At 68.3% G+C, this 16,823-nt stretch carries 11 protein-coding genes and 1 tRNA gene; 6 read left to right on the plus strand and 6 right to left on the minus strand.

Annotated elements, in window-relative coordinates; translation table 11 throughout:
• The first annotated feature begins 234 nt into the window (after positions 1–234).
• From J7528_RS06265 to nagE, 4 genes are all read left to right on the plus strand, one after another.
• A complete protein-coding gene (locus J7528_RS06265) occupies positions 235–2,898 on the plus strand; it encodes a TonB-dependent receptor (RefSeq protein WP_291872082.1) in 2,664 nt (887 codons plus the stop codon).
• A gap of 211 nt (positions 2,899–3,109) precedes the next feature.
• Positions 3,110–5,389 carry a family 20 glycosylhydrolase gene (locus tag J7528_RS06270; RefSeq protein ID WP_291872083.1) on the plus strand — a complete coding sequence of 760 codons (2,280 nt, stop codon included), beginning with the start codon at positions 3,110–3,112 and terminating at the stop codon, positions 5,387–5,389.
• 38 nt (positions 5,390–5,427) lie between these two features.
• A complete protein-coding gene (gene ptsP, locus J7528_RS06275; RefSeq protein WP_291872167.1) occupies positions 5,428–7,911 on the plus strand; it encodes a phosphoenolpyruvate--protein phosphotransferase in 2,484 nt (827 codons plus the stop codon).
• Between the two features lie 5 nt (positions 7,912–7,916).
• The gene (gene nagE, locus J7528_RS06280) at positions 7,917–9,656 is read left to right on the plus strand and encodes an N-acetylglucosamine-specific PTS transporter subunit IIBC (protein ID WP_291872084.1); all 1,740 of its coding nucleotides are present in this window, start codon (positions 7,917–7,919) and stop codon (positions 9,654–9,656) included.
• A 145-nt stretch (positions 9,657–9,801) separates the two neighbouring features.
• Here the strand turns inward: nagE and J7528_RS06285 are convergent, their stop codons facing one another.
• Positions 9,802–10,185: a response regulator gene (locus J7528_RS06285; RefSeq protein WP_291872085.1), complete on the minus strand. Its 384-nt coding sequence runs from the start codon at positions 10,183–10,185 to the stop codon at positions 9,802–9,804.
• A 165-nt stretch (positions 10,186–10,350) separates the two neighbouring features.
• Here J7528_RS06285 and J7528_RS06290 point away from each other — a divergent pair, with 165 nt between their 5' ends.
• Both J7528_RS06290 and J7528_RS06295 read left to right on the plus strand, forming a co-directional pair.
• Entirely contained in the window at positions 10,351–13,176 is a 2,826-nt protein-coding gene (locus J7528_RS06290; protein WP_291872086.1) for a PAS domain S-box protein, read from the plus strand.
• A 27-nt stretch (positions 13,177–13,203) separates the two neighbouring features.
• Positions 13,204–13,629 (plus strand): response regulator transcription factor, encoded by a 426-nt coding sequence (locus J7528_RS06295; protein WP_291872087.1) that lies wholly within the window; start codon positions 13,204–13,206, stop codon positions 13,627–13,629.
• Here J7528_RS06295 and J7528_RS06300 read toward each other — a convergent pair whose 3' ends face one another.
• The 5 genes from J7528_RS06300 to J7528_RS06320 all read right to left on the minus strand — a co-directional run bounded on the left by J7528_RS06300 (position 13,630) and on the right by J7528_RS06320 (position 16,819).
• Positions 13,630–14,442 (minus strand): DNA adenine methylase, encoded by an 813-nt coding sequence (locus J7528_RS06300; protein WP_291872088.1) that lies wholly within the window; start codon positions 14,440–14,442, stop codon positions 13,630–13,632.
• 51 nt (positions 14,443–14,493) lie between these two features.
• Positions 14,494–14,583 (minus strand) — tRNA-Ser (locus J7528_RS06305).
• 103 nt (positions 14,584–14,686) lie between these two features.
• On the minus strand, positions 14,687–15,106 hold the full coding sequence (locus tag J7528_RS06310; protein ID WP_291872089.1) for a PaaI family thioesterase: 420 nt from the start codon (positions 15,104–15,106) through the stop codon (positions 14,687–14,689).
• A gap of 83 nt (positions 15,107–15,189) precedes the next feature.
• Positions 15,190–16,035 (minus strand): MBL fold metallo-hydrolase, encoded by an 846-nt coding sequence (locus J7528_RS06315; RefSeq protein WP_291872090.1) that lies wholly within the window; start codon positions 16,033–16,035, stop codon positions 15,190–15,192.
• Between the two features lie 91 nt (positions 16,036–16,126).
• Positions 16,127–16,819, minus strand: a complete 693-nt coding sequence (locus tag J7528_RS06320; protein WP_291872091.1) for a hypothetical protein — start codon at positions 16,817–16,819, stop codon at positions 16,127–16,129.
• Positions 16,820–16,823: the final 4 nt, after the last annotated feature.

Below are 16,823 nucleotides of genomic sequence, written 5' to 3' on the forward strand. Positions count from 1 at the left end.
CAGCGGCGCCCCACGCCTGCTTCGATAGCATATGACCATTTTCATACCAATAAGAACGTGGTCTGCAATTGGTTTCTTTTTGGCCTTGTCAGATGCAAAAATTCCGTCACAGTCAGCGTCCGAAGCTTGAGAAGTACCAGGTTCTACGGGGTTTCCCGGGTTGATTGGTATCGAATTGGTCTTTGGGGTTTGGCTTGCGGTCCGAGCAGCCGAGCAAATGGGGAGAATTGAACGATGAAGTATTTCCACAAGGCCCTCCTGGCCGCCTCCGCTAGCGCCATGGCGGTCATCGCCGCCGCGCCGGCCCTGGCCCAGGACAACAGCGTCGAGGAAGTGGTCGTCACCGGCATCCGCGCTTCGCTGCTGCAATCCATCGAGTCCAAGCGCCGCGCCGACGCCATTGTCGACGTCGTCACCGCTGAAGACGTCGGCAAATTCCCGAGCACCAACGTCGCCGAAGCCCTGACCATCGTCCCGGGCGTGACCGTCGACCGCGCCTTCGGCCAAGGTGAAAAGGTCAGCATCCTGGGCACCGATCCGGCGCTGAACCGCACCCTGCTGAACGGCCAGACCGTCGCGTCCGCCGACTGGTTCATCCTCGACTCGCCGGGCCGCACCTTCAACTACGCCCTGCTGGCGCCGCAGATCGTCGGCAAGGTCGAGGTCTTCAAGTCGCCCGAGCCGCGCATCGACGAAGGCAGCATCGGCGGTACGGTCATCGTCAACACCCGCAAGCCGCTGGACCTGAAGTCGGGCCTGATCGCCGGCGCGGTGAGCTACCTTTATAATGACCGCTCGAAGAAGGGCGACGCCCAGGGCTCGCTGCTGGTCAGCTGGAAGAACGAAGCCCAGACCTTCGGCGCCAGCTTCTCGGTGCAGCGCGCCGAAGACCAGCTGCGTCGTGACGGCGTCGAAAGCTACGGCACCATCGCCGCCAACCAGTGGGCCGGCGGCAACCCGGACAACCCGGTGGACTCGCGGACCCGCGGCTGCACCGGCACCTGCGCCAGCACCCTGACGGCCAACCTGAACGCCCGCAGCCCGAACGCCTTCGGCACCTCGTACTTCGAGCAAGGCCGCAAGCGCACCACCTACACCACGGCCCTGCAGTGGAAGCCGACCGAGGCCGTCTCGCTCGAATTCAACTGGCTGAAGATCAACGCCGACTACGACAACACCAATCAGTCGATGTACGCCTTCCAGGGCAACACCTGGAACAGTCTGGGCGCCCTGACCGACCTGACCGTCAAGGACGGCGTCGTGACCAAGGCCTCGTTCAACAACGCCCTCAGCGTTTTGGACGTGCAGTACCGTGAAGCCGGTCTGAAGTCCGACACCTACCACCTGAAGGGCGGCTACAAGGGCGACGGCTGGGATCTGAACGGCGAGATCGGCAAGTCGACTGCCGACGGCGGCACCAAGCGTCAGGTCTTCCTCGAGTTCCTCAACTGGGCCAACTACACCGTCGACCTGTCGGGCGCGCCCAAGACCCCGGGCAACCTGTCCTACACGACCAACGTGCTGGGCAACCCGGCCGCCTTCGCGACCGATCCGGGCTGGAGCGGCAACCTCGTCTCCAAGCCGACGACCGACGAAGAGAAGTACGCCCAGATCGACCTGGGCAAGGACTTCGACGGTGTGATCCAGCGCGTCCAGGTCGGCTACAAGCGTCGTGAGCACGAGACCGGCCAGCAATATGCCGGCATCGCCATCACCGGAGTCGCCGCTCCGGCTTCGCTGTTCAGCGCCAGCCAGGTCCCGGGCAACTACCTGAAGGGCTTCGACGGCGTTAACAGCCAGATGCAGGACCGCTTCCGGATCAGCGGCCAGTCGATGGTCGACTACGTCCAGAGCGGCAAGTGGCTGGCCGCCGGCGCGACCATGCCCCAGCCGTCGATCTTCGCCGCCGCCGAGTTCACGGCCGGCAACTGGAACATCGAAGAAAACATCGACGCCGCCTATGCCCAGGCCAATTTCAAGGCCGATAACATTCGCGGTAACTTCGGCGTCCGCTACGTGAAGACCTCGGTCAACAGCGCCGGCTACGTCTGCAAGCCCGGCGCGGCCTGCAACGCCGCCGCCGACTGGACCTGGCAGACGACCAAGAAGAGCTACGACAACGTCCTGCCCAGCGTGAACATCATCGTCGACGCGCGTGAGGACCTGGTGTTCCGCTTCGCGGCCGCCCAGGTGATCGCCCGCCCGAACTACGCGGACATGACCAACTACTTCTGGCTGTCAGACGGCATCCTGACCGGCGGCGGCGGCAACCCGGCCCTGGACCCCTACAAGTCGAGCAACTTCAACGCCTCGGCCGAGTGGTATTTCCAGCCGCAAGCCATCCTGTCGGCTGAAGTCTTCTACAAGGATATCAACAACTACATCCTGACGCAGACCCAGCCGGAACAGTACTTCAACCAATCGCAGAACCGCGTCACGACCTATCAGATCAGCCGTCCGTTCAACGCGGGCTCGGCCGAGGTGAAGGGTCTGGCGGTCGCCTACCAGCAGAACTTCGCCCACGGCTTCGGCCTGCTGGCCAACTACACCTACGCGGACGCGGAAGGTAAGGACGGCGCGCCGCTGCCGTACAACTCGAAGAACCAGATCAACATCAGCCCCTTCTATGAAATGGGTCCGTTCTCGGCCCGGGCGACGTTCAACTGGCGCTCGAAGTACTTCACCGGCGTGGACCGCGGCGACAACATGTTCGTCCGCGCCCAGAAGAGCCTGGACGCCACGGTCGGCTACGCGGTGAACCAGAACATCACCCTGTCGGTCTCGGGCCAGAACCTGCTGGACACCGAGTACTACGCCTATGCCAACACCACGGCCCTCGCGCGCGGCGTCTACCGCACGGGCCGCAAGCTGCAAGCCACGCTGAACGTCAGCTTCTGATGTTCGGCGGCGGAGGTTCCGGCTCATCCGGAGCCTCCGACCGCAGCCTAATTGCTTCGCGCGGGGAGCTTGGTCAGGATCAGTCCATGACCGGCCCGGCTCCCCACGCGATCGATCCCCTCCTGACTGCAAGCATGGAGCTGGGGCGGGGCGGCTTGGCTGCTCCGCCCGCTTTTTGCCGGCTGTCTGCTGACCTGAGTTTCGAGGCCGCGTGATGATGACTTCGCTTCGCACCGTCGCCGTTTCGGCGATCGCCCTGGCAGCCGCTTTCGCCGCCACCGCCGCGAGCGCCGACACCGCAGGCCTGACCCTGACCCCCGCGCCGGCCAAGGCCGTCCGCGCCGAGGGGACCTTCAAGCTCTCCGCCACGACCCGCATCTCCGTCCCGAAGAGCGACGTCGAGGCCAAGGGCGTGGCCAATCAGCTGGCCGACCTGATCCAGCGCTCGCGCGGCTTCCGCCCCGTCGTAGTCGAGGGACCGGCGCTCGGCGCGATCGTCCTGACCCGCGAAGGGCCGGCCGGCGAGGCTTACAAGCTCGACATCGTCCCCGGTGGCGTGACCATTGCCGCCGCCAAGCGCGCGGGCCTGTTCTACGGCGCCATGTCGTTGTGGCAGCTGGCGACGCCGGACGCGGCCAAGGGTCCGGTCGCCATCCCCGCCGCCGCGATCGAGGACGCCCCGCGCTTCGCCTGGCGCGGCCTGATGATCGACAGCGCCCGTCACTTCCAGTCGCTGGACACGCTGAAGGCGGTCATCGACACGATGGCGGCGCACAAGATGAACACCTTCCACTGGCACCTGGTCGACGACCAGGGCTGGCGGCTGGAGATCAAGAAGTATCCGAAGCTGACGCAGGTCGCCGGCTGGCGCCACGACCCCGGCGCGGCCGCCAAGGATCCCAAGTACGGCGGCTTCTACACCCAGGACCAGGCCCGCGAGCTGGTCGCCTACGCCGCCGCCCGCAACATCACCGTGGTGCCCGAGATCGAGACCCCGGGCCACGCCCTGGCGCCGATCGTGGCCTACCCGCAGCTGGGCACGGCCGCGCCGGACGCCAGCCACATGGGCGACTGGGGCGTCTTCCCCTGGCTCTACAACACCGACGACGCCACCTTCGCCTTCCTGGACGACGTGCTGACCGAGGTGATGGACATCTTCCCGTCGTCCTTCATCCACGTGGGCGGCGACGAGGCCACCAAGGAGCAGTGGCAGGCCAGCCCCAAGATCCAGGCCAAGATCAAGGAGCTGGGCCTCAAGGACGAGCACGAGCTGCAAAGCTGGTTCATCCAGCGGGTCGGCAAGAGCCTGGACAAGCGCGGTCGCCGCCTGATCGGCTGGGACGAGATCCTGGAAGGGGGCCTCGCGCCCAACGCCACCGTCATGTCCTGGCGCGGCATCGACGGCGCCATCGCCGCCGCCAAGGCCGGCCACGACACGGTGCTATCGCCGCATCCGACCCTCTATCTCGACCATCGCCAGAGCGGCTCGTGGCAAGAGCCGACCGGCCGGGGCAAGATCATCACCCTGAAGGACGTCTACGATTTCGACCCGGCCCCGGCCCAGCTGACCCCCGACGAGCGCAAGCACATCCTGGGCGTCCAGGCCAATGTCTGGACCGAGCACATGCAGACCGACGTCCGCATGCAGCAGATGGCCTTCCCGCGCGCCATCGCCCTGGCCGAGCGCGGCTGGACGCATGAGGCCGATATCAGCTGGGACGACTTCGCCCGCCGCCTGCCGGCCGAGATGGCGCGGCTGAAGGTGCTTGGTGTCGTGGCCAACACCATCCCGTTCGAGCCCAGCCCCAAGCTGTCGGCGGGCGAGGGCGGCAAGACCAAGCTGGACATCTCCGCGCCGCTGGGCGTGGGCGAGGTGCGCTACACCACCAACGGCAAGGCCCCGACGACGGCCTCGCCCGCCTATGCCGAACCTCTCGAGCTAGCGGCGGGCGCGACGGTCAAGGCCCGCACCTTCGTCGACGGCCAGGCCCTGGGCCGCGAGCGGGTCTACAAGGTCGATCCGGCCAGCCTGCAAACCCGTGTCAGTGGTCAGCTGAAGCGCTGCACCAGCCAGGTGCCGCTGTTGATGATCGACGACGCGCCGGCCGCCTTCGACAAGCGGGCCATGTTCGACGTCGACATCTTCAACCCGTGCTGGATCTGGGAAGGCGTGGAGCTGCCCAAGGGCGCGCTGCTGACCGCCCGCATCGGCCAGATCCCGTTCAACTTCCAGGTCGGCAAGGACCGCGACAAGATCCCGCTGCGCGCGCCCGCCACCCCCGGCGGCGAGCTGGAAGTGCGTCTTGGCTGCACGGGCGAGCGCATCGCCGCCATCCCGCTGGGCGACTCCGCGAAAAATCCGGCCCTGTCGACCGTCAGCGGCCGCTTGCCGGCGCGGGCCGGTAAGGTCGATCTTTGCCTCAGCTTCACGAGCAAGACGCTCGATCCGTTCTGGGTCCTCGAGCGCGTGACCGTGAAGCCCGCGAACTGAGAGTAGCTGCCGTGTCCAATCTGGTTCTTTCCGCCCCGATGAAGGGCTGGCTCGCGGCGTTGGACGAGACGCCGGACGCGGTGTTCGCCGAGCGCATGCTGGGCGACGGCCTGGCGATCGATCCGCTGGACTCGACCCTGCACGCGCCGTGCGACGCGGTGGTCACCACCGTGCACCGCGCCCGTCACGCCGTGACCCTGCGGGCCGCCAACGGCGTCGAGATCCTGATGCACGTCGGGCTAGAGACCGTGGCCCTGAACGGCGAGGGCTTCAGCGTCTTCGTCAAGGAAGGCCAGAGCGTGAAGGCCGGCGACAAGCTGCTGGGCTTCGACCTCGATTTGCTGGCGCAGCGGGCCCGCAGCCTGATCACCCCCGTGGTGATCACCAATCTGGACGCCTTCGAGATCGTGCGCCGCGACCAGGATCGCGCCATCTCGGTGGGCGACTTCCTGATGGAGCTGTCACCGGTGGGCGGCGCGGTCGCGGCCAGCCAGGTGGCGGCCGGCGAGGTGGCGCGCGAGGTCGTCGTGCCGCTGATGCACGGCATTCACGCTCGTCCGGCCGCGCGCATCGCCGAGACCGCCCGCAAGTTCGTGGCCGAGGTCGCTCTGGTGGCGGTCAACCGCCGGGCCAGCGCCAAGAGTCCCGTGGGCGTGATGTCCCTGGCCGTCCGTCACGGCGACACGATCCAGGTCGTGGCCGCCGGCATGGACGCCGAGGCGGCCATTGAGGCGATCGCCGAGCTGATCGAAGGCGGCATGGGCGAGGGCGCTCCAGTCGTGGCCAAAAGCGCCGCGCCGGCTGTCGTGACGCCCGAGCCGACCGGTCCCGCCGAGCTGCCGCGCGACGGCGTGCTGAAGGGCGTGCTGGCCGCGCCGGGTCTGGCGATCGGCAAGGCCGTGCGCCTGGCCTCGTCCGACATCGTCGTGCGTGAAGCCGGCGAGGGCGTCGCCCACGAGGAAGCGGCCCTGGCCGCCGCCCTCGACAAGGTCCGCGCCCGCATCGAGGCCAATGCCGCCAAGGGCGACAAGGCCCGCAAGGCGATCCTGGGCGCGCACCTGGCGTTTCTGGAGGATCCGGAACTGTCGGCCGGAGCCCGTCGCCTGATCGGCGAGGGCAAGAGCGCCGGCTTTGCCTGGCGCAAGGCCGTCGGCGGCTATGTCGAGGCCCTGCGCGGACTGGGCGACCGCCGCCTGGCCGAGCGCGTCGACGACCTGGTGGATCTGGAGCGCCAGGTCCTCAAGGCCCTGGCCGGCGAGGAGGACGACACGACCGTCCTGCCGCCGGGCTCGATCCTGCTGGCCGACGAACTGCTGCCCTCGCAGCTGATGGGCGTGGATCCCGCCGCCGTGGCCGGCTTCGCCACCGCGCGTGGTGGCCCGACCTCGCACGTGGCCATCCTGGCCGCCGCCATGGGCATCCCGGCCCTGGTCGCCCTGGGCGGCGCGTTGCTGGGCGTGAAGGACGGCGCGGCCCTGATCCTGGACGCCGACAGTGGAAGCTTGCGGGTGGCCCCCGATGCTCCGGCCCTTGAAGCGGCCCAGACCGCCCTGGCTCAGCGCCAGGAGCGCCGCGCCGCCGCCAAGGCCGCCGCCCACGATCCGTGCGTGACAAAGGACGGCGTCCGCATCGAGGTCTTCGCCAACACCGGCTCGGTCAACGACGCCCTGGCCGCCGTGGCCAATGGCGCGGAAGGCTCGGGCCTGCTGCGCACCGAGTTCCTGTTCCTGGATCGCGAGACGCCCCCGGACGAGGACGAGCAGGCCCGCCAGTACCAGGCCATCGCTTCGGCCCTGGACGGCAAGCCGCTGATCATTCGCACGCTGGATGTCGGCGGCGACAAGGCCGCGCCGTACCTGCCGATCCCGGCCGAGGAGAACCCGGCCCTGGGCCTGCGCGGCGTGCGCGTGTCGCTGTGGCGGCCGCACCTGCTCAAGACCCAGTTGCGGGCCATCCTGCGCGTCAAGCCGCTGGGCCAGTGCAAGATCATGGTGCCGATGATCGGCAGCCTGGACGAGCTGCGCGCCGTCCGCGCCGTGCTGGACGAGGCCAAGCGCGAGATGGGCGTCGTCGAGCGCATTGAGCTGGGCGTGATGATCGAGACCCCGGCCGCCGCCGTCACCGCCGACCTGATCGCCGCCGAGGCCGACTTCCTGTCGATCGGCACCAACGACCTGACCCAGTACGTGCTGGCCATGGACCGCGGCAATCCGGAGCTGGCCGCTCGCATCGATGCCATGCACCCGGCCGTGCTGCGGATGATCGACCAGACCTGCAAGGGCGCGGCCAAGCATCATCGTTGGGTCGGCGTCTGCGGCGGCCTGGCCTCCGACGTCGCCGCCACCGCCATCCTGCTGGGCCTGGGCGTCACCGAGCTCTCCACCACGGCGTCGATCGCGCCCGAGGTGAAGGCCAAGGTGCGCGCCCTGTCCCTGGACGCCTGTCGCGACCTGGCGACTCAGGCCCTCAATCAGACTTCCCCCGAGGCCGTGCGCGCCTTGGTCAAAAGCTTCGGAGCCTGATCCCGATGAAGTCTCCGCTCGAGATCCTCCAGCCCCTGGGCCGGGCCCTGATGCTGCCGATCGCGGTGCTGCCAGTGGCGGGCCTGCTGCTGCGCCTGGGCCAGCCGGACCTGCTGAACATCGGCTTCATCGCCGCCGCCGGCGACGCCATCTTCTCCAACCTCGGTTTGCTGTTCGCCATCGGCGTCGCCGTGGGCCTGGCCAAGGAGAACAACGGCGCGGCCGGCCTGGCCGGCGTCGTCTGTTTCCTGATCGCCAGCGAAGGGGCCAAGGCCCTGCTGCATGTGCCGGCCGACGTCACCGCGGGCCTGATCACCGCTCATGCGGACCTTGCCGGCGCGGCTTACAAGGCCAAGGCCCTGGCCAAGCTCAGCGTGCCGATCGGGATCATCTCGGGCGTGATCGGCGGGCTGTTCTACAACCGCTTCTCGGGCTTCAAGCTGCCGGAGTACCTCGCCTTCTTCAGCGGCCGTCGTTTCGTGCCGATCATCTCAGGGTTCGCGGGCCTCCTGATGGCCGTGCTGATCGGCTTCGGCTACGACGGCATCAACGGCGCGGTCGACACCGCCAGCCGCGCGATCGTCGGTTCGGGCGAGGTGGGCCTGCTGGTCTACGGCTTCCTGAACCGCATCCTGATCGTCACGGGCCTGCACCATATCCTCAACAATATCGCCTGGTTCGTGGTCGGCGACTTCCACGGCGCGACGGGCGACCTGCGCCGCTTCTTCGCCGACGACCCCAGCGCTGGGGCGTTCATGAGCGGCTTCTTCCCGGTGATGATGTTCGGCCTGCCGGCCGCCTGCCTGGCCATGTACCACACGGCCAAGCCCGAGAAGCGCAAGGCCGTCGGCGGCATGCTGTTCTCGCTGGCCCTGACCTCGTTCCTGACCGGGGTGACCGAGCCGATCGAGTTCAGCTTCATGTTCCTGGCCCCGGCCCTCTACGCCGTGCACGCGGTGCTGACCGGCGTGGCCATGGCGGCCATGGACCTGATGCACATCAAGCTGGGCTTCACCTTCTCGGCGGGCCTGTTCGACTACGTCCTCAACTTCGGCAAGGCGACCAACCCGCTGCTGCTGATCCCGGTCGGCCTGGCCTACGCCGCCGTCTATTACGGCCTGTTCCGGTTCTTCATCCAGAAGTTCGACCTGAAGACCCCGGGCCGCGAGGCCGACGACGTCGCCTTGGCCGCTACGGTCTCGACCGGCGGCGGACGCGGCGCCGACTTCGTCCAGGCCCTGGGCGGCGCGGCCAACCTGGCCAGCGTCGACGCCTGCACCACCCGCCTTCGCCTGATCGTCGCCGACCAGGGCGCGGTCAACGAGCCGGCGCTGAAGGCGCTGGGTGCGCGCGGCGTCGTGCGTCCCTCCGACAAGGCGCTGCAAGTCGTGCTCGGCCCGATCGCCGACACCGTCGCCGGCGAGATCCGTGATGCGATGGGCGCTCCGGCTCCGGCCAAGCCCGTCACGACGACCAAGGCCGCGCCGTCGGTGCTGCCCACTATCGAAGATGACCAGAAGGCCCAAGTGCTCGCCGCCGCCCTGGGGGGCGCGGGCAACCTCAAGGTCGTCGGCACCTGCTCCAGCCGCCTGCGGGTGGTCGTGAACGACGCGGCCGCCATCGACGAGAACGCCCTGAACGCCGCCGGCGTCCGTGGCGTGGTCCGCGTCGGCGAGCGCGCGGTGCACGTGGTGCTGGGTCCTTCCGCCGAGCGGGTCGGCGAGGCGATGCGCTGCCTTCTGTAGGGCTGCACCCGATAGAACACCCCGACTCCGACTATCCCCGCGAAAGCGGGGATCCAAGCCGAGCTGACCGAGGGCGCACCTGATCCTCGGCTTGGGTCCCCGCTTTCGCGAGGACACTCGGATTTTGGGGGAGGGGAGTGGTTCCCTACCCCGCCAGCAGACCCCGGATCTTGGCGTTCAGCTGCTCGGGCGAGAACGGCTTCATCAGGTAGCCGTTGGCGCCCGCCTGCATGGCCATGACGATGCGGTCCAGGCGCCCTTCGCCGGTCAGCATCAGGATCGGGATGTCGGCGCATGCGGCGATCGACCGCAGGGTCCGAACCAGCTCGATGCCGTCGGTGGTGGGCAGGCGGACGTCGACGACGAACAGGGCCGGAAGAGCAGTCTGGACCTTGCCCAGCATGCGTTCCCCGGTCTCGAACAGTTCGACGGAATAGCCTTGCGGGGCCAGCGCTGTCTGGAGAAACGCCAGGATCAACGGGTCGTCATCGACGACGAAGATCGTAGGCGCGACGGCGACTGCCGGCATGGATCCATCCTGTCCACAGCGCTGGGATGCAGCGTGATTCCAGCCTTGCCGCGCCGTGCAACGGGATCAAGAGGCCGCAGGTTGCATCAAGGCTAACCCGCCCTTCATGCTTTTGCGGGACGGATAGCGCCTGAGCCCGCGTCCGGGCGGGACAGAAAGTCCGTGATGGCTATCGAGAACGACGAGACCGACGTCGCCCTGCTGCGCGCGCGCCTCGACCGCATGACCCGCCTGGCTTCGGCCCAGGCGGCGCTGGCGGAGGCCGGCCTCGACCTCGACGCCTTCATGCAGGCGATCGTCGAGCATCTGGCCGAGCTGACCGGCGCCAAGGGCGCGATCGTCGAGCTGGTCGACGGCGGCGACCTCGTCTACCGCGCCGCCACCGACAAGAGCCTGATCGGCATGCGCCTGAAGCAGGACGGCAGCTTTTCCGGCCTGTGTGTCGCCTCCGCCGAGGTTCTGATCTGCGCCGACGCCCTGACCGACGGCCGCGTCGATCGCGAGGCCTGCGTCCGCGTCGGCGTCGGCTCGATGGTCTGCGCGCCGCTGATGCATGCCGCCGACGCGCTGGGCGTTCTGAAGGTGTTCTCCGAGCACAAGAGCGCCTTCGACGACGAGGACATCGAGATCCTGCGCGTGCTGGCCTCGCTGCTGGGCGCGGCCATGTCGCGCCAGTTGGCCTTCGAGCAGAACCAGCGCCTGCTGGCCGAGAAGACGGCGCAGGAGGAACTGTTCGAGACCGCCTTCCACCACGCCCCGATCGGCATGGCCCTGGTCGGGCTGGACGGCCGCTTCCTGAAGCTGAACGCCCACTACTGCGGCATCATCGGCTACGACGTCGCCGAGGCCCTGGCGCTGGACTTCCAGGCCATCACCCATCCGGACGACCTGAACGCCGACCTCTCCCTGCTGAACCAATTGCTGGCCGGCCAGATCCCCGGCTACCAGATGGAGAAGCGCTACATCCGCCAGGACGGCGCGGTGATCCCGGTGCGGCTGTCGGTGTCGCTGGTGCGCGAGAACGACGGCGCGCCCAAGCACTTCATCGCCCAGATCCAGGACCTGACCGAGACGCGGGCCATCGAGAACCGCTACCGACTGATGGCCCAGAATGCGACCGACATCATCGTCACCAGCGACATGCAGGGCCTGGCGACCTTCGTCTCGCCGGCCTGCGAGGCGGTGACCGGCTATGCGCCGGAGGACATCGTCGGCAAGTCGTCTCTGCCGATCACCCATCCCGACGACCAGGTCCTGGTCAGCAACGCCTTCGGCCGCCTGATCGCCGGCCAGCCGGTCGACCGGGTGCGCTGGCGGGTGCTCCACAAGCGCTCCGGCGAGTGGATCTGGCTGGAGAGCAATCCCGTCCTGATCCGCGACGACACGACCGGCCGGCCAAGCGGCTATCTGGACGTGCTGCGCGACGTCACCGCCCAGAAGGCCCAGGAAGACGCTCTGGCCCAGGCGCGGCTGAACGCCGAGACGGCCATGCGCTCCAAGGCCGACTTCCTGGCCAACATGTCCCACGAGCTGCGCACGCCGCTCAACAGCATCATCGGCTTCACGCGCCTGCTGACCGAGAGCCGCGACCTGTCGGCCGAGGACCAGCGCCGGGTCGAGTTGGCCCACGGCGCCGGCCAGGCCCTGCACGCGGTGATCGACAACGTGCTGGACTTCTCCAAGCTGGAGGCCGCCGCCCTGGAGCTGCACAAGGCCCCGTTCGACCCGGCCGAACTGCTGCGCCAGACCGTGGCCATGCTGGAGCCGCAGGCGGCCGCCAAGGACCTGCGCCTGAAGACCATGATCGACACCGACGCCCCGGCCTGCGTGATCGGCGACGCCGGCCGCGTGCGCCAGGTGCTGCTGAACCTGCTGTCCAACGCCGTGAAGTTCACTTCCCGGGGCGGGGTCACCGCGACCTTGACCTGCCTGGGCGGCGACGCGGCCGCGCCGCGCCTGCGGGTCGAGATCGTCGACACCGGCTCGGGCATCGATGCGGCCAAGCAGGCCGGCGTCTTCAACCGTTTCGTCCAGGCCGGCTCGTCGGTCTCGGCCCACTATGGCGGCACGGGCCTGGGCCTGGCCATTTGGCGCCAGCTGGTCGAGCTGATGGGCGGCGAGATCGGCCTGCGCAGCGCGGCGGGCCAGGGCTCGACCTTCTGGTTCGAGCTGGCCTTGCCGGCCGGCGACGTCCAGACCGGGACCAAGACCGCCTCGGCCCCCGAGCCGCTGCGCCTGCCCGGCCGCCGCATCCTGGTGGTCGACGATGTCGAGCTGAACCGCGAACTGATGCTGGCCCTGCTCAGCAAATACGGCTGCGAGGTTGGCCTCGCCGAGGACGGCGCTCAGGCGATCGAGGCCCTGCGGGTCCTGCCCTTCGAGCTGGTGCTGATGGACTGCCAGATGCCGGTCATGGACGGCTTCGCGGCCACCCAGGCGATCCGGGCTTCGGGCGAGGCTTTCGCCGACATCCCGATCGTGGCCCTGACCGCCAGCGCCCAGCCCGAGCACCTGGCCCGTTGCGAGGCGGCCGGCATGAACGACCACCTGACCAAGCCGCTGAACCTGGCCGCGCTGGAGCGGGTGCTGGATATGGTCTTCAGGACGTCTCCGGAGCCCGTCCAGGCGCAACCTGAAACCGACGCCGGCGAGGAAGCCCGCCGCTATCTCGTCGAGTCGATGGGCGCCTCGGCCGTGCGCTCGCTGCTGGCCATCCTGGTGGCCCAGCTGGAGAACCGCTTCGCCCAGCGCGACTCCCAGACCGTGCGCGAGGACGCCCACGCCCTGGCCGGCTCGGCGGGCATGATGGGGTTCCTTGATCTGTCCAGGACCTGCCGCGAGCTGGAAGCGCTGATCGAGGGCGGCCGCGACCATGCCGCCGCTCTGGATTTGACACTGGGCCTCGTCTCGCGAACGATCGGCGTCGCCCGGCGTTGGGAAGCCGAGCTCGCCGTCGCCGAGGCCGCGCCTCGGCGTCAGATGATGCACTGAGTAAGATAGACTGGGAGAGTTTCCGCCGTGCCCGCGTCCGCCGCTGTCCTGGTGATCGATGACGACGCCGTGGTGCGCCAGTTCGTCGAACTGGTGCTGGCCCAGGCCGGCTACAGCGTCTCGTCCGTGGCGACCGCCGAGCTGGGCATCAAGGCCTTGCAGACCGCTCGCTGGGACCTCGTTTTGCTGGACATCAACATGCCCGACATGACGGGGCTGGAGGTGCTGCGCCTCTTGCGTAAGTACCAGAAGGTCAAGGCGGCGGTGATGATGATGACCGCGCGCGGCGACGTGGCCACGGTGCGCGAGGCGATGAGCCAGGGCGCCGATGGTTATCTGGTCAAGCCATTCGGGCCGCAGGACCTGCTCAAGCGGGTCGAGGCCATGCTGAACCCCGAGAAGTTCCGCAGCCCGCCCAAGGGCGACGACAGCCAGATCGTCCAGCTGGACTGACTACCAGCTGAGGTACAGCGCCTCGGACACCTTTTCGATCGGCCCGTTCAGCACCTTGGCGACGGCGGAATTGCCGCTGACCAGCGACAGCCTGCGCCGATAGAGATCCGCCGGCACGGCCGCGCGATAGACCGTCTCGCCCCGCTGACCGTCGAACGACAGGGCCCACGTCACACCGCGTCGGTTCAGGTCCTCCAGCGCCGCGAACAGGGCCGCCTCGTCGATGCCGCCGATATAGCGCTGGTGGTTCCCGGCATAGGGCGGATCCAGATAGACGAAGTCGCCGGGGCGCGCCTGGGCCAGCGCCTCGCGATAGTCGCGAACCACGAAGGCGACGCCCTGGATCCGCGCCGACCAGGCCCGGACGGCCTTCTCGAAGCGGCTGGGCAGCATGCCTTTGCGGGACAGGTGGAACGAGTTGTTGAAATCGCCGGCCTGACTGAACCGGACGATGCCGTTGACGCAGGTGCGCATCAGGAAGTTCAGGTCGGTCGGCCTGTGCTCGGCGTTGAACCGCGTCCGCACCGCGTAGAAGTAGCCGGGCAGGTCGTCCTGCAGCCGCCGCCACTGGTCGGCATAGTCGGCGATCAGGACCTGTGGCTCATCGCGCACCATCGTCCAGAAGCCAATCAGCGGCGCGTAGAGGTCGCTGGCCTGCGCCCCCTGGCGGGCCAGGTGATAGAGCACCGCCCCACCGCCCACGAAAGGCTCGAAATAACGATCGTGCGCGGGCGCCAGGCGGGCGATCTGCCCAGCCTGGCTGCGCTTGCTGCCGGTCCATTTCAGGATCGACGGGACGACAGCCACAGTCATGCGCGGTCCCGCGTGTGGGGCCGGGTGGCGATGCTCAAAGGTAAAGGGTGGTGGCGGAGAGGGTGGGATTCGAACCCACGGTGCCCTTCCAGGCACGCCGCATTTCGAGTGCGGTACATTCGACCACTCTGCCACCTCTCCAGGCCGCCGTTCTGAGAAGCTTTTCAGCCTCCCGAGGTCGAGGGCGCGATGTCTAACGGCGCCGCCGCCGGGAAGCAACCCCCTCCTTCGAGCTTTTTTCGCGTCAGACTTTTGGTCGCAGAATCATCTGGGTGCAGCGGAAAAGCGCGATGGTCTTTCCGGTCCCTTCGGCGGTGACGACGGCGTCCCAGACCTGGGTGTTGCGGCCGCCATGGACCAGCCGGGCCTCGACCGCCACGCCGCCTTCGCGGGCGGTCCCCAGGAAGTTCGATTTCAGCTCGATGGTGGTGAAGCTGGTCCCGCCCTCGGGCAGCGAGATCATGCAGCCATAGCCGCTGGCGGAGTCGGCCAGGGCGATGACGCTGGCCGCGTGCAGGAAGCCGTTGGGTGCCATGTGCCGCTTGTCGACGTCGAAGCGGCCCTTCACGTAGCCGTGCGTGGCCTCCAGCCATTGCAGGCCCAGGAGGTCGGGCAGGGAGCCGGCCTGGCCGGCGGTCAGGGCGGCGCTGAAGTCTTCGGCCACGCGTCATCTCCGCTAAGTTTCGTATGCGAAACTTATGCGGGGCTCACGAAGACGCCAAGTCCATTTTCAAAGAAAACGAACTTTTAGAGCGTGGTGATGTCGACGACCGGGAAGCGGGGGCCGCTTTCGGGCTCGGACGGCAGCTTGCCCGAGCGGATCGCCACCCGCAGAGCCGCGCTGGCCAGCACCGGGTCGGGCAGGAAGGCGTCGGCCGCGGTGCGCAGGGCGATGAAGTCCAGCCGGTCGATCGTCTCGTTCAGCTGGATGTTGGCGGTCTTTTCCTCAGCAATGGTCGACTCGCAGGTCTCGCCCGTGCAGACGCCCGGCAGCACGCGGGTCTCGGGCGGCAGCTTGAGGAACTTGCGGGCGTCGTCCCAGGCCTTGCCGGCGTCGGCGCCAGGGATGTCGCAGCGGCCGGCGCCTTCGCCGGGGGCCAGCATCAGGTCGCCGGTGAACAGCACGTCGCCCATGCGGTAGGCCACGGCGCCGGGCAGGCGGCCGGTGAGCAGGATCGGGGTGAACTCGACGCCGCCCATCGGGAAGCTGTCGCCGTCTTGGGCCAGCTTGTCGAAGTCCCAGCCTTCGACATCGACCATGGGTTCGTTGAACTTGGGGGCCAAGCGTTTCAGGCTCTCGACGACGTTCGCGCCGATGCAGACCGAGGCGCCGGTCTCGTACTTCAGGTGGCCCGCGGCCGAGACGTGATTGGCGTGCAGGCCCGTCTCGAGGATCCAGGTCGGGCCTAGATCCTTGGCGCGGATGTCGGCGATGATGCCGTCCACGAAGCTGGTGTCGACGGCTTCCGTCACCGGATCGAAGTCCAGCACGGGGTCGACGATGGCGCAGAGGAAGGTGGCCGGATCGACGATGAGATAGGTCACCGTCCCCGTTGCGGGATGGCGATATGCGGTGATTTCCGGCTGCATCAATAAGCCTCAGACGCCCGAGGCCGGCAACATGGCCGCCAAGCCGTTAAACATCCGCGAACAGCGGCGACGCTTTCGACGGATTTGCGACGGATTATCGAGACGCGGCGGCCGAGCAGGGGTGTGCGCCGTCGCGCATGCCGTCGACCCAAAGCGGCTCGACATAGCGCCCGCCGTCGCGGAATCCGGGCGCGCAGCCGTCCGGGGCGTCGCCCGAGCGGCTGGCGTTGCCCGTCATCACCGACAAAGCGACCGATTGCTGCGAACCGCCGCGCGTGCGGCCATAACCCGGGCCGTACCCATATCCGGTACCAAAGCCGCCGTAGTAGCCACCGCCGCCATAGTACGGGTCGGCATAGTAGCCGCCGCGTTTGCCGAAGTCGGTCTTGGAGACGGCGATGCCGACCGTCGTGCTCTCGCCCACCGGGATCAGGGCGCTGGCATAGCCGCTGCGATAGCCGCCGGTGCCGACCGACACGCCCATCGAGCCGTGGACCTTGCGCTTGCCGTCCGCGTCGCGGTCATCATCCGAGAGGCCGGCCGGCAGGATGCCGCGATGTTCGTCGTCCATCGGCGGCGAGTGGTAGATGAAGTTGTCGATCTGCTGCTGGGTGGTCAGCGGCGCGGCGGTGGTCGTCGGGACCGGAGCCGGCGGCGCCTGGGCGGCCAGGGCCTCGGCGCTGGGCTTGGCCTGGGCGGTGGCGATGACTTCGTCGTCGGCCGGCGCGGCCAGGGCGGGACCCGCCAATGCGGCGCCAAGAGCGATGATCGCGAGATAGGGCCGCATGGTA

It is taken from the genome of Caulobacter sp. (assembly GCF_017744445.1).
In the GTDB taxonomy this organism is placed as follows: domain Bacteria; phylum Pseudomonadota; class Alphaproteobacteria; order Caulobacterales; family Caulobacteraceae; genus Caulobacter.

Coding starts and splice junctions, on each gene's coding strand:
- J7528_RS06320 (WP_291872091.1), bottom strand. CDS start 16,819: ATGCGGCCCTATCTCGCGATCATCGCTCTTGGCGCCGCATTGGCGGGT.
- J7528_RS06285 (WP_291872085.1), bottom strand. CDS start 10,185: ATGCCGGCAGTCGCCGTCGCGCCTACGATCTTCGTCGTCGATGACGAC.
- nagE (WP_291872084.1), top strand. CDS start 7,917: ATGAAGTCTCCGCTCGAGATCCTCCAGCCCCTGGGCCGGGCCCTGATG.
- J7528_RS06265 (WP_291872082.1), top strand. CDS start 235: ATGAAGTATTTCCACAAGGCCCTCCTGGCCGCCTCCGCTAGCGCCATG.
- J7528_RS06290 (WP_291872086.1), top strand. CDS start 10,351: ATGGCTATCGAGAACGACGAGACCGACGTCGCCCTGCTGCGCGCGCGC.
- J7528_RS06300 (WP_291872088.1), bottom strand. CDS start 14,442: ATGACTGTGGCTGTCGTCCCGTCGATCCTGAAATGGACCGGCAGCAAG.
- ptsP (WP_291872167.1), top strand. CDS start 5,428: ATGAAGGGCTGGCTCGCGGCGTTGGACGAGACGCCGGACGCGGTGTTC.